The 14570-nt window shown below is 42.1% G+C and carries 9 protein-coding genes; all 9 read right to left on the reverse strand.

The window, feature by feature from the left end:
- Nucleotides 1–305 precede the first annotated feature (305 nt).
- The gene (locus B3317_RS11710) at nucleotides 306–2351 is read right to left on the reverse strand and encodes a M13 family metallopeptidase (protein ID WP_291111671.1); all 2046 of its coding nucleotides are present in this window, start codon (nucleotides 2349–2351) and stop codon (nucleotides 306–308) included.
- Nucleotides 2352–2361: 10 nt separating this feature from the next.
- The gene (locus B3317_RS11715) at nucleotides 2362–3027 is read right to left on the reverse strand and encodes a GDSL-type esterase/lipase family protein (RefSeq protein WP_291111673.1); all 666 of its coding nucleotides are present in this window, start codon (nucleotides 3025–3027) and stop codon (nucleotides 2362–2364) included.
- A gap of 19 nt (nucleotides 3028–3046) precedes the next feature.
- Complete coding sequence (locus tag B3317_RS11720) at nucleotides 3047–4993, reverse strand: ABC-F family ATP-binding cassette domain-containing protein (protein WP_291111675.1); 1947 nt, start codon at nucleotides 4991–4993, stop codon at nucleotides 3047–3049.
- Nucleotides 4994–5670: 677 nt separating this feature from the next.
- Nucleotides 5671–6435: an alpha/beta hydrolase-fold protein gene (locus B3317_RS11725; RefSeq protein WP_291111677.1), complete on the reverse strand. Its 765-nt coding sequence runs from the start codon at nucleotides 6433–6435 to the stop codon at nucleotides 5671–5673.
- Nucleotides 6436–6469: 34 nt separating this feature from the next.
- On the reverse strand, nucleotides 6470–8230 hold the full coding sequence (locus B3317_RS11730) for a family 43 glycosylhydrolase (protein WP_291111679.1): 1761 nt from the start codon (nucleotides 8228–8230) through the stop codon (nucleotides 6470–6472).
- A gap of 70 nt (nucleotides 8231–8300) precedes the next feature.
- On the reverse strand, nucleotides 8301–9662 hold the full coding sequence (locus B3317_RS11735) for a glucoamylase family protein (RefSeq protein ID WP_291111681.1): 1362 nt from the start codon (nucleotides 9660–9662) through the stop codon (nucleotides 8301–8303).
- 19 nt (nucleotides 9663–9681) lie between these two features.
- Nucleotides 9682–11979 carry a beta-glucosidase BglX gene (gene bglX / locus B3317_RS11740; RefSeq protein WP_291111684.1) on the reverse strand — a complete coding sequence of 766 codons (2298 nt, stop codon included), beginning with the start codon at nucleotides 11977–11979 and terminating at the stop codon, nucleotides 9682–9684.
- 46 nt (nucleotides 11980–12025) lie between these two features.
- Nucleotides 12026–13675, reverse strand: a complete 1650-nt coding sequence (locus B3317_RS11745; RefSeq protein ID WP_291111686.1) for a glucoamylase family protein — start codon at nucleotides 13673–13675, stop codon at nucleotides 12026–12028.
- A gap of 77 nt (nucleotides 13676–13752) precedes the next feature.
- Nucleotides 13753–14568 (reverse strand): LamG domain-containing protein, encoded by an 816-nt coding sequence (locus tag B3317_RS11750; protein ID WP_291111688.1) that lies wholly within the window; start codon nucleotides 14566–14568, stop codon nucleotides 13753–13755.
- Nucleotides 14569–14570 lie beyond the last annotated feature (2 nt).

The raw sequence follows: 14570 nt of genomic DNA on the forward strand, positions 1-14570 counted from the left end.
GACTGAAAAGGTTGTTACCTTTTAGCAAGTTTAAGTCATGATTGCAAATCAGGTTATATTATCCTTTACATAGATATTGAATTGCCGCTAACAGACAGCAATACAATTTGCAAAGCTACAGGAGGGAGTTTATACTGTTGACGAAAACAGCGAAAGGCTTAACAAAGAATTAGAAGCAATATGCCAATTGTCAAATATGCCGATATGCCAATGAATACAAGTTCCGGTATTAGGCAATTTGCTAATTTCCGGATTTACTCATTGGCATATCGGCACATTATTTCATCAGTACATTAAAAAATCAGTTACCAGATATCTGCTCGTTTATCCTTAGGAATGAACAAGGAATCTTTCTCTGTAATACCGAATGCATCATACCATGCATTGATATGAGGAAGAGTCCCATTTACACGCCATTTTCCCAATGAGTGAGGGTCCATCTTGGTACGACGGAGAATTTCCTCGTCACGGATATTACCAGCCCACACACTTGAATAGGAAAGGAAGAAACGCTGGGCCGGAGTAAAGCCGTCAATCTTATTACCAGTCTTAGCTTCATCTGTCTTTTCGAATGCATTATAGGATATTTGCAAGCCTCCGAAGTCACCGATATTTTCGCCCAGCGTAAATTCTCCGTTGGCAAATACCCCCGGTAGAACTTCGATCTTGTTGAAATGTTGAACAAGCACTTGCGCTCTTTCAGTAAACTTCTTGGAATCATCTGCTGTCCACCAGTTTGCAAGATTCCCTACTTTATCGTACTGGCTGCCCTGATCGTCGAAACCATGAGACATTTCGTGACCGATAACAACACCGATTGCCCCATAGTTTACAGCATCATCAGCATCCAGATAGAAGAACGGTGGTTGCAGGATACCCGCAGGGAAACATATTTCGTTAGTGGTAGGATTATAATATGCATTCACCATTTGCGGAGGCATATGCCATTCTTCCTTATCTACAGGCTTCTTGATCTTCTTAATCATCTCGTTATAAGAAAATTGTTCAGCCCTGACCATATTGGCCCAATAGCTTTCGTCTTTCCTGATTTCGAGTGTGGTATAGTCTTTCCATTTGTCCGGATAGCCGATTTTCACATTGAAAGCATTCAGTTTTTCCTGAGCTTTCTCCTTTGTTTCAGGACTCATCCATGTGAGGTTGTTGATACGCTCACCCAAAGTCACTTGCAGGTTTTTCACCAGTTTCATCATTCTTTCTTTGGCTTCGGCAGGGAAATACTTAGCAACATACATTTGTCCTACAGCTTCGCTCAATGCGCCGTCGACAGTGCTTACCGTACGCTTCCAACGGGGTTGTAATGCCTTACGGCCGCTCAGTTGTTTGCCATAAAAGTCAAAATTGGCATTTACGAAATTATCGCTCAGATACGAAGCCGCAGCATCGATCACACACCACGAAAGATATGCTTTCGATTCTTCAAGAGGTAGTGTCTGGATAAGTTTTACGGCTGTAGCAACCGGTTTTACCTGAGCCACATTGATTTCAGTAAAGTCTTTCGCGTCGGCAGCATCGAAGAATGCTTTCCAGTCGAAGTTGGCTACGGATTTGTTCAGGTCCTCAACTTTCATCTTATGATAGTTCAACTCCGGCTTTCTGGTATCCTCTTTCTTGAAGTGGTCCTGAGCCAAAGCTGTTTCTATTTTAAGAACTGCATCGGCAGCTTTTACCGCATCAGCTTCTGCATACCCTGCATTTACAAACTGTGTCTCGATCAGATCGGTATATCCTTTGCGGATAGCAACAGAAGTGGAATCGGTAGCAACATAATATTCACGTTCGCCAAGTCCCAGTCCACCCTGATATAGCTGAATGATATTCATCGCACTGTTCTTATCGTCAGCACCCACATAAAGAGCGAGGAAAGGAGAACTTGCATATTTCCTCAATTCGCCGGATAATTTAATGATATCTGCTGTATTAGCCGCTTTTTTAATCGCGTCAAGCTGCTGTTGAATAGGTTTTGCCCCATCGGCATTGAGCTTTGTGCTATCCATACCGATAGCAAATAAGTCTCCGATCTTTTGCTCTACAGAACCTTGTTTATGCTCTGTCTTTCCCAGGTCTTCAATAAGACCTTTCACTTGTTTCTGATTATTTTCTGCCAGCTGGTCGAAAGAGCCGTAACGGGCATATTCATCCTTTATCGGATTGGCTTTTGCCCATCCGCCTGTAGCATACTGATAAAAATCGTTGCCGGGGATAGCTGTAGTATCCAGATTGGCAATGTCAAAGCTTTTCACTTCCACGTTCGTCTGAGTATTTGTCTTGTCTTTGCAACTGACGGAAGCAAAGGCGAGAACAGCAATTGGTAAATAATAAATTGTTCTCATCTGATATAAATTAATAAATATATGATTGTAATTGTTCTTTCCAAACGGCATAGCCCGCATCATTCAGATGAAGCCCGTCACCCGTATATCCGGCATTCAGCAAACGTTTCTTTGCTAGGAAAAACGGGTACAGATCTATAAATGTAATGGATTCCTCTTTGCAGAACCTGCGTATCTCTTTATTCAGGTCTTCGATCTGCTTTTCCTTTCCCTTCATCCGTTCATATATGCAGACATCCCTGTTCATAGGTAGCAGACTCTGTACAAATATCTGTGTATCGGGACTTCCGCTTTTTACCTGATAAATAAGGGATTTGATGCCGACCATTATCTTTTCATTTGGACGGCCCAACGAAATATCATTGATACCTGCCATTACAAAGAGTTTCATCGGTCTGGCGTCGATTATCTCGCGCAGGCGCCCCAGCATACCGAACACATTATCGCCGGCAATGCCACGGTTTGCAACATTCATTCCGGGAAAATATTCCTCCCATTTTCCCGCTTGGGTAAGGCTGTTACCAAGAAAAACAATCTGCCCTTCTTTCAGAGGATTCGCCTTGAATACAGCCATCCGGTCTATATAAATCTGATTATCCAAAATATTCTCTTTAATTTCCTGCCCCATCACGCAGGCCGATAGTGATAACAATAATATTAGCAAATTGGTTCTCATAGTAAATCTTATTATCAGGTTAAGTATTATTCTTCATATTCTCCAGTTCCACCGTCAACTCCTCCCACCGGCTCATATCCTTCTCCAGTTCCTTTGCCAATTGTCCGTGTTTCTCGAAGAGGGAAGTATCAGCCGCACCTTCGGGTGTAGCCAGTTTCATTTCAATATCTGCTACCTCGCTTTCTTTGTTCTCAATTGTTTGTTCAATATCTGAGATTTGCTTTTCAATTCTCTTTATCTGGCGGCTCAACTCTTTACGTTCCTCATAAGAAAGCTTATTTACAGGGTCTTCCGCTATTTTTTCCGGCTCCTCATTTTTAGAAGGGACATTTGCCGGCACTTCCAGTTCTTTAAGGCTATCCATCTTTTTGCGTTGCAGGAATTCATAGATTCCGCCCAGATGCTCTTTCACCTGCTGATTGCCAAATTCATATACCTTATCCACCAAGCCATTCAGGAAATCGCGGTCGTGCGATACAACAATCACAGTGCCCTCAAATTCCCTCAATGCATCTTTCAGGACATCTTTCGATTTCATATCGAGATGATTGGTCGGCTCATCCAGGATTAGCAGGTTTACAGGTTCGAGCAATAAGCGGATCATCGCCAGACGGCTGCGTTCTCCTCCCGAAAGTACCTTCACCTTCTTATCAGAGGCCTCGCCACCAAACATAAATGCACCGAGTATATCCCGTATTTTAGTACGAATATCACCAACAGCAACATAGTCTATTGTTTCAAATACAGTCTTCTCCTCATCCAGCAACTGTGCCTGATTCTGAGCAAAGTACCCAATCTTTACATTATGCCCCAACTCTAATTTTCCTTTAAAGTCGGTTTCACCCATGATACACTTTACCAGTGTCGATTTACCTTCCCCGTTCTTACCCACAAAAGCGACTTTATCCCCTCTGTTGATAGTGAAGGTCACATCCTTGAATATAAGATGATCGCCATAACTTTTCTCTACATTTTCAGTTATAACAGGATACGAACCGGAACGGGGAGCCGGAGGAAATTTCAGATTCAGCATGGCATTATCTTCATCATCCACCTCGAGCCGCTCTATTTTATCGAGCTGCTTGATTCGCGATTGTACCTGTACAGCTTTTGTTGCCTTATAACGGAAACGTTCGATAAATTCTTCGGTCTTCTGTATCTGTTTCTGCTGATTTTCGAAAGCACGCATCTGATGTTCCCGATGCTCTTTGCGCAGTTCCACATATTTAGAATACGGGACTTTATAATCATAAATACGCCCGAGGGATATTTCCACTGTGCGTTGTGTAACCGCATCCAGAAAAGCCCTGTCGTGCGAAACAAGAATCACTGCATTAGCACGGGTAGCCAGAAAATTTTCGAGCCATTGAATGGATTCTATATCCAGATGGTTGGTCGGCTCATCGAGGAGTAAAACTTCCGGTCGTTGAAGCAACAACTTAGCCAGTTCTATACGCATACGCCATCCTCCGCTGAATTCGCTGGTGGGGCGGGTAAAATCCGTACGGTTAAAACCTAAGCCGGTCAGAGTTTTCTCTATTTCAGCCTGAAAGTTATTTCCGCCCGACATCAGAAACTGTTCATTCAGATGGGCTGATTTCTCTATCAGGTTGTGGTATACTTCCGATTCGTAATCCGTTCTTTCGGCTAGTTGTCGGTTAACATACTCCAACTCGGCTTCCATCTTCTGAATATGTTCGAAAGCCAGAGATGCTTCTTCAAAAACCGTATTCCCTTCTTTAAGGGTCATATGTTGTGGCAAATAGCCGATTGTTATATCTTTAGGATATGAGATATTGCCCCGTGTAGGTGGTTGCAATCCTGCAAATATTTTGAGCATGGTAGATTTACCCGCTCCGTTTTTCCCTACAAGGGCAATCCTGTCTTTTTTATTCACTACGAACGATATATCATCAAAAAGGGTAAATCCTCCGAATTCTACCGTAAGTCCTTCTACTGAAATCACAATTAATATATTTTAAATCTATGCAAAAGTAGGGAATTTTGTTGATAGCTAAATAGAAACAAGACTAAATAAGCTACTTGGAAAAATAAAATTATATTGATCGTCAATATACCAAACAACGTTTGCCGAAGCAGCAAGACTACCGTTATTTGTTAAAAGGTAACAGATATATCAGTTAACAGTTAACAGTTAACAGTTAGCAGTTAACAACTTGTATCTCGTAACTCGTCTACTCGTATCTCATATAACTTTCAACTTAGTACTTATTACTTAAAACTCATTACTTGTTAAAAGGTAACACTCTTTCTGTCTCTTCAATTGTAACCTTTTCCACTCTTCATTAACAATAATCATTTCAAAGACCGCTTTGTGTTAACCTATATTTACAATATATAGTTAAAAAGTAACATAGGTAACAGTTTTTACAGTTAGCTGTATAATCCGTATCTTGTTTACCCGTAACGTATCACTGTTTACTATATAGATAAAGTATTTTCTAAAATCAACTATCATTTGTATGGTAATCTTAGCCCTTGATTTGCAGAATAAAGGAAAGGCCGCATAATGATACAATCACTATACAGCCTCTCTAACCACTTACATACAGAACTGAATATTATTTAATAGACAGCCCAACCTAAAACAACCTTACCTTAAAATATAACCAAACCAATCTTTTATTTTTTATGCTTAAACAGCCAGGGAACCAACTCCTTTTCATCGAAAGCATTCACCCAACTGCCATGATTCACTCCTTTATATTCAGTATATTCGACATCACATCCCAATGTTTTCAGCCGCGCATAAATATCTCTGGAATTATCTACCGGAACCACCGAATCGTCATCCCCGTGGAAAAGCCATACTGCTGTATGCTTCGCATATAACGGAAGCTTGCTTAAATCAGTACCTCCACATATAGGGAATGCAGCAGCAAAAGTTTGAGGCATACGCCACAACATTTCCAGCGTACCCATACCTCCCATAGAAAGACCTCCTATATATACTCTGCTCACGTCCACCTTACCGGACGACAACCAATCCTGAATTAACCACATAGCTGTCTTCATCGATTGTGTAGGTTCGTCGGACAACCCGAAAGTCAGGGTCATCTTATCTTCGATCTGATGTCTCACTACATTAGACCAGTAATTACTTGCAGGACATTGTGGTACAATAACGATAGCCGGATAGGCAGACTGAAAGTGTTCTGACAAAAACTGCTTGCCATGAGTCAGCTGCTTTTGGTTATCGTCGCCGCGTTCTCCTGCACCGTGCAACATTACTACCAATGGATATTGTTTAGTAGCGTCATAGTTTTCCGGAAACATTACCAGATAAGGCAAGGTATATCCGTTTACCATATACGAGGCATTTTTGAACTGGGCAAATCCATACACAGCACATACAAACAAGATAAAAACGAAGATACTTCTTTTCATAATTATATATTTAATATTAGACTGCCAAAGATAACTATAAAGCTTCTGCATTTACCCATTCCGAAGTCCCGTTCTCATTAATGGCTTCTATCGCAAAATAATAAGGTTTTGTTTTATCCATTCCTGAATAATAGTATTCGTTCGCATTATGTACCATGACACAATTATATAATTTACCGGGTTCCAAACCTATATAAATATTATAAGCATAGGCATTATCGACAGGCTGCCACTTGAACCAGACATTCCGTCTGTCCGTATCATTCCCGCGAAGAGCAATAAATTGCTTTACCGCCACAGGCTTTTGCCCCGAACCGAAACCGAAAGCACGAAAACCCGATATGGCAAATTTACCTGTAGGAATATGGATATTCTCCATTTTCAGGTAACGTGCTTTAACCGGTTTTTCCAGTTCGATATAGTCGTGCGGAACATCTTTTGTATTCTTACTCTTATCTATCAATATTTGCCATTTCTTACCATCGGTGGAATGGTAAACGATATACTGATGATAAATACCCTGCTGCTTTCCCATAAACTCAGCATCCTGATCGGCATAGTTTATCTGTAATGCATGTACAGTGGAGACCTCACCTAAATCCGATATCAGCCATTCACCTTTATCGGCAGTTTGGGCACTCCAATATGTCTTTATATTCTCATCGGCAATATTATTTGCATAGAAAGTGCCCAGAGTAGAAGATACCTGCACCGGTTTATTATAATTCAAAAGCATCCAGCCGGTAAAACGGCTCTGCAAATGGTCCGTTTTCCCATCGGGTATATAATGCGGGTAATCGCCGAATGCAGTGTTGCAATACATCACATCATCTTTATCGAATCCGGCAGGCCAGATACCGATACGGCGTTCGAAATTATTCTTCACATTGATAACCATGGTAGAGGTATGCCAATAATTGCCCCAGTTGTCCTCAAAAGTGGCTCCATGTCCGGCACCCCGTATGAATCCTCCGGCTTTCATACTCAAAGGCAAAGATACATGTTCGAAATGTCCGAGGGGACTATCCCCTACCGCAACTCCATCACCATAGTGACTGAATTCCGTACCGGGACCACCCCATTGCAAATAATATTTCCCGTTGTGCTTTGTCATCCATGCACCTTCCATAAATGGTTTCAGAAAGGTATTATCCATATGTTCGCCAAAACGGTGCCAGCCTATTTTTTCATAATCGAGCAAAAGCAATTCCTTACGGGTACCTATCGGCTGGAAAGTCTTCCTGTCCAGTTCTACTCCATATAACGGATAAACATTGCTACTGCCGTTGTACATATACAATTTATTATCATCATCGACAAAGAATGCAGGGTCCCAGCCTCCGATATCGAAATGTTCTACGGCTTTGCTCCATTCATTCCCTTTAGGATTGGTACTTACCCAAATAGGAAAAAGCCGGGAATAAGTTGAACCGAACACGCACAATGAGTCACCCTGTACCCATGCAGCCGGAGCGCACAGGTCGTCCCATTTGTTCGGTATCTGCTCCTTTACATCTTCAGGAAGAAACTGTCGCGAAACAAAGTTCCAGTTAAGCATGTCGCTACTCCACCAATACCCTGTCTGGTTCGTTGAAAAAAGATAATAATCTCCTTTAAAGTTCACGATTACCGGATCAGCGGATGTACGGTGTTTTCCCCATGTAACAAAATTGGGTATAGGCCCGTATCCGTAATCAATATTTACCGGATTACAATACGTCTTCTGCTGCGCAGATAATTGTACCGAGATTATTAATAATAAAAAAAATATAATACCGGGTCTGTTTACATTCATGTTTTTTCTGTTTAAAGGAAAGACTAAAAGGCCGTACCGAGATACAGCCCCTTTAGCTAAGATAGAGTATTTATTTTAATGCAGATGATTCAAAACCTAATTTTTTCAGTCCCCTTTGCACATCAGGATGGCTCATAAAAAGATTCCACAACAGTTGCGAACGGTAGTTCTCGATCATAACTGCGATAGGCCCCTGATCAATGGCCAGATAACGTTGCGGATACCAGTTATCAGTTTCACTGTATGCATCATAAAATCCGTATTCTCCCCATACTTTATCACCCATATTATACAGATTCCTCATTACTTTCATTGATTCTTCCGGTGTGTAAACAATAGAAGATAATGCCGCAGTAGGAGATATTACCCCATGGTCGCCGGCTTCATCCGGTTCGTGGGCGGCATATCCTTTTACGGAATAACTGGCTGTCAATCCCCAGGCATCCTCGCCGTATCCCTTATATCCTTTCGGATTGCGGATGCAATAAGCCCGGTTGATCTGTGTATAATTCTTCATTTCCTGAAAATAATCGGCATACTTATCTTTCAGTCCTGTAGGATTAAGACCAAGGAAAGAATAATGCGCCCAAAACAAAGGGCCCACCCCGCTATTACTTTGATAACGCATATTTAAAGTATAGCCTTCCAGTTCGTGCGGCCCGATAATTTTACCACCTTCTGCCCAGCCTTCATGATATACTTCGGCAGGTACCCCATGTGTAGGAGAACAAGCTGCCAGTACATATGTAATCAGACATTCGTTATATCCACGTATAGGAAAGTTCATTTCCCACGAGTGATTGGGACTCCAGTGCCAGTATAATACATTTTTGCTGTTGCGATGCCAGTTCCAGTCTACATTCTTCCATATTTTATCAATCCGTGCAGCTAATGCCCTTTCGGCATCAGAACCGTCAACATAGTATTGATGCAAGGCCAGTAGCCCTTGTAACAGGAAAGAAGTCTCTACTAAATCTCCGCCATTGTCCTTATCACTAAATCCCTGAACTTTTCCAGTCTTGCCATTCCACCAATGAGGATAAACACCGTGAAAAGAATCGGCTTTTTCAAGAAAGTTTACAATCCGGGTCATTCGCTCCAGACCTTGTTCACGAGTAACATACCCCCTGTCAATGCCGGCAATTATAGCCATTATGCCAAAGCCGCTACCACCGGATGTTACCACATCCTTATCGTGCCTTCCATAATCTCCATCTACATGGAAACGCTCGCGCGCCATCCCACTGTTCGGTTCGGCTCCATCCCAGAAATACAGGAATGTCCTGCGCTGAACACTATCCAGCAAAGCCTCATCTGATATCTCTGTCGAGTCGCTATTATTTCCCGTCTGATTAGCAGAGGGCTTTTGCTTACAACTAACGATAACCGACAGCAAAGCAAGCAGGATAAAAGAAAGATGTATCTTTTTCATATTTTCCCTGTTTAATGACTTAATTCAATGTGAATCGCGCCGATTTAACATCATGACTGTTTCCTCCGATCATTACATCAAAATCCCCGGGTTCGAACACATAATCAAGGTTGTAATTATAGAACTTCAATAATTCGGGAGTGATCCTGAAACTTACCGTTTTAGACTCACCGGCCTTGATAAATACTTTTTCGAATCCTTTTAGTTCTTTCACGGGACGGGTTACACTGCCTACGAGGTCACGGATATACAACTGTACAACTTCCGCTCCATCAGCTTTTCCTTTATTGGTTACTGTTACACTGGCTGTCAGTTCCCCTTTGGCATCAATAGATGCAGAACTCAATTTCACATCGCTATATTCGAACGTTGTATAACTAAGGCCATATCCGAACGGATAAAGCGGATCATTGTCTACATCCAGATAGTTACTACGGAATTTTTCAAACCATTTCCCTTCCTGAAGCGGACGGCCTGTATTCTTATGATTATAGAATAATGGTATTTGTCCTACATTCTTAGGGAAAGTAGCTACCAGTTTACCGCTTGGATTCACATCCCCGAATAATACATCGCCGATGGCTTCCGCAGCTTCCGTCCCACCAAACCAAACATTCAGGATAGCAGGTACATTTTCATTTTCCCAAGTCAGGGTTAAAGGACGGCCTGTGAATAATACCAATACGACAGGTTTTCCTGTTTTTAATAATTCCTTTAAAAGAGTCTTTTGTACATCCGGAATATCCAGATTGGTACGGCTGCTTGATTCGCCGCTCATCTCGGACGATTCGCCGAGAGCAGCCACAATTACATCCGCATTCTTCGCTACATCCAATGCCTCTTTCAGCATTTCTTCATCCGAACGTGTTTCTTTATCTCTGTGAAGAGTACGGCCAAACATAGTGGCACGTTCTTCATAAACAGGATCACTTATCAGATGGCTACCTTTCGCATATACTACTTTTACATTCGCGCCGGCAACAGCCTGTACTCCCTCCACAACTGTCTTGGCAGTATCGAGATTCACTGCCACGCTCCATGTACCCGGCATATTTGAACGGGTATTAGCCAATGGACCTACGACGGCAATAGTACCTTGTTTTTTCAATGGCAGCGTATTATTGGCGTTTTTAAGCAGTACAAAGCTTTCCGATGCTATTTTTCGTGCTACGGCACGGTGTTCCGGTGTATATACCTCTGTTTTAGCACGATTCACATCACAATATTTATAAGGATCGGCAAATAAGCCCAGTTTATACTTGGCTTCCAATACACGGCGGCATGCCTGATCTATTTCAGCCTGAGTAACTTTTCCTTCTCTGAGCGATTTACCTACGGTAGCCAGTCCTTCACTGACCATATCCATATCAATACCAGCCTTTAAAGCACGGGCCGAAACGGTTTGCAAATCTCCTATACCATGGTCTATCATTTCGCTGATACCCGTATAGTCGGTTACGACAAATCCTTTGAATCCCCATTTGTCGCGCAGGACATCTGTCATCAGCCATTTGTTTGCGGTAGCAGGGACTCCGTCTACTTCGTTAAATGAAGCCATCACACTACCCACACCTGCATCTACAGCTGCCTGATAAGGGTAAAGATATTCATTGAACATACGAATACGGCTCATATCCACGGTATTATAATCCCGGCCGGCTTCACCCGCACCATATAATGCATAGTGCTTCACACAAGCCATAATATTGGAATTAAGTGCATAAGCCTTATCTCCTGTTCCCTGATAACCATGAATCATCGCTTTTGCTATCTGTCCTCCGAGGTAAGGATCTTCACCACTTCCTTCCGAGAAACGTCCCCAACGAGGATCGCGGGAAATATCCACCATAGGGCTGAAAGTCCAGCTGATACCATCTGCACTGGCTTCAATCGCCGCAATACGTGCCGATTGCTCTATCGCTGCCATATTCCATGTAGCAGCGAGGCCTAGCGGTATAGGGAAGACTGTCTCGTATCCGTGAATAACATCCATCCCAAATATCAAAGGGATTTTGAGACGGCTTTCTTCTACGGCAATACGTTGTACATCCCTGATTTTTTCAACACCTTTTATATTAAACAACCCCCCGACTTCTCCTTTCTTGATCTTCTCGGCAATATTGCTGCTTTTTGCCTGTCCGGTAGTAATATCTCCGGAGCTTGGCAGATTGAGCTGTCCGATCTTTTCTTCCAGCGTCATTTTGCCCATCAAGTCATTTATAAACTTATCCATCTTAGGATCCTTAGTCTGTGCCTGTATGCAACCCACAACAGCCATACACGCCAGAAACACCTTTAATAGTTGTTTCGTCTTCATTTTCCTTAATATATTAATTATAACCTAAACCTTTACCTAAAAACTCTTATATATCAGGGCTTTGAAAACCCAGTTTGTTCAATCCGGCCTTTACTTCCGGGTCTGTCATAAACAGCGACCATAATAAGCCCGTCCTATAATTTTCGATCATCACAACAATCGGCCCCTGATCTATTGCTATATTCTGATTATCGTACCACTGTTCCGAGAGATTAAATGCATCCACAAATCCATAATCGGACCACAATTTATCCCCTAGCTTGTAGTAGAAAAAGTGTAAAGCCTTCATTGATTCCTCAGGTGTATACGGCATAGATGAAAGTGCGGCAGTAGGCGCAATTACCCCTTTATCATTCGTTGGGGAATGTGCACTATATCCATTATTCCCGTCACTGGCTGTAAGTCCCCAGCAATCTGCGCTATATCCGGCATATCCTTTCGGATTGGTAATACAATAAGTGTAATTTATCAGTGTATGATTCCTGTTCTGTGTCCAGTAATCCGTATATTGGTCTTTCAAGTTCTTAGGGTTAATACCTAAGAATGAATAATGACTGAAAAATAACGGCCCCCCATATTCAGTGCCTAAAGGCAGAAGATAACCGTAATACGATTTTCCTTCAGCAAAAGCACCGTTTCTGGTCCACCCCTGTTTATACACTTCTGCTGAGATAGGATGAGTAGGTGAAGAAGCAGCCAGAGCATATACTATCAGCGCCTCGTTCCAGCCTGTTATTTTCATATTCATCTGCCATCCATAATCAGGGCTCCAATGCCAGTAGAGGACATTCTCTCCCCCTTTTTGAAACCACGTCCATTCTATAGCTTCCCAAAGGCGGGTTATATCAGCCCTCAGCAATGTTTCCCCGGCATCATTCGACTTAAAATATTGTCTGGCGGTAAGTAATCCCTGAAACAAGAGGGCGGTTTCCACCAAATCGGCTCCATTATCATATTGGCTAAAAGGATATGTAGCACCTGTAGCACCATTGACCCAGTGTGCAAATGCCCCATGGTAACTTGTACATTGAGTATCTAAGAATGTTACAATCTTCTGAATACGGGATAATGCATCATTTTTAGATATGAATCCTCTTTCTGCCGCCGCTATCATAGCCATTATGCCAAATCCGGTTCCACCCGTGGTTACAACATCTCCGGATGTTGTCCTTTCTCTGGCCATGCCCGACACGGGATGTCCGAAGTCCCAGAAATACCTGAATGTCTGACTTTGTACTTTGTCTAACAGTTCTTCATCCGGTATACGCGGGAATTTATCTGCCATATCAATCGTTGTAGATATGGAATATGTTTTTCCTGTAAATAAGTCCGTTCCATCTATTGATTTCAGCCCGGGCCAAATAATCAAACTATATTTGGAATAGGCTTGTAAAGCATCGACCGGTTTCAGTTCAATATTTTTAAGACCATCATATACATATGAAAGTTTGATATCTTTTCCACCCTTATCTCTTAGCTTAATATTAGCCTCTATAGTCTTTTGATCTATCACCGCCGAAAAAGACAAGGTTACAGATAGATTTTGAGGATCAATATCGGCATAACTATCCTGATTCTTCAAGCCGTTAATTGTGATTTCGTTCAATCTAAAATCGACAAGACCTGAGTCTTTGTCATCGCCGCCACATGCCTGAAGAAATAAGCTAAAGATAAGTACATATATATATTTGGACATAAGTATATATTTTATTTAAAAGAAAGATAAAATTCTCTGCCTGATTCAAAATATCAGGCAGAGAATTTATTTACAAATTATTCAGCGCTGCTGGCGTTTATTATATCTATAATTTCAGTTGCTGTTAAAGCTCTATTATAGATGCGTAATTCATCTATCAAACTGTTATCGGAAAGATGTCCCCACTCTGTAAACCGGGGTGCACCGGACCCTATAGATAAAATATCACAACCGGCCCAACTTATTTCGGTCAGAGCATTCGTAGCCACCAGTTCACCGTCGATATAGAAATTGGCTGCCCCTTGAGCCAGGGTCAACGTAATATATTTCCATCCTGCCGTTGCCGGATCAAGATCGGCTTTGGTGCCTCCATCGAGCCATCCGTCGGCAGTTCCATTACCGACATTTGCTTTGATGCGCTGCATGGTGCCGGCACTCTCACGGAAGATCCTGAATCCGGATGTCCTGTTATTCTGGGCACCAGCGGCTGCACCTTCCGTTGCAGGACCTATTACAACAATACCTCCACGATCAGGCACTCCGTTTACTTTATACCAGAATCCAACCGAAAGGTTTGAGCCTAAAGTTGATACTAAATCGGACAATCGGAATGTCAAATAGCTATCTGTAGCTCCTGCATATGCTTTACCGAGCTTGCCTTCTGTAAATGTAGGATTCCCTACTTTTGTTGCAATAGCATCGCTTTGAGCGTCTACATAATTATCTTCAAATGCCATATAAAATATTTGTCCGTCTTCACTGACCGGCGGTTTAGGCGGCTCCTCAGGATAATTAAATGCAGGGTCTTGTTCCAAATCCTGAAAACAGGACTGAGCAGTAAACAATATTAATGTAACCGCCAATATTGCATATATATATTTTCTCATTTTCATAG

This window comes from Dysgonomonas sp. UBA7710, assembly GCF_002482385.1.
Taxonomy (GTDB): Bacteria; Bacteroidota; Bacteroidia; order Bacteroidales; family Dysgonomonadaceae; genus Dysgonomonas.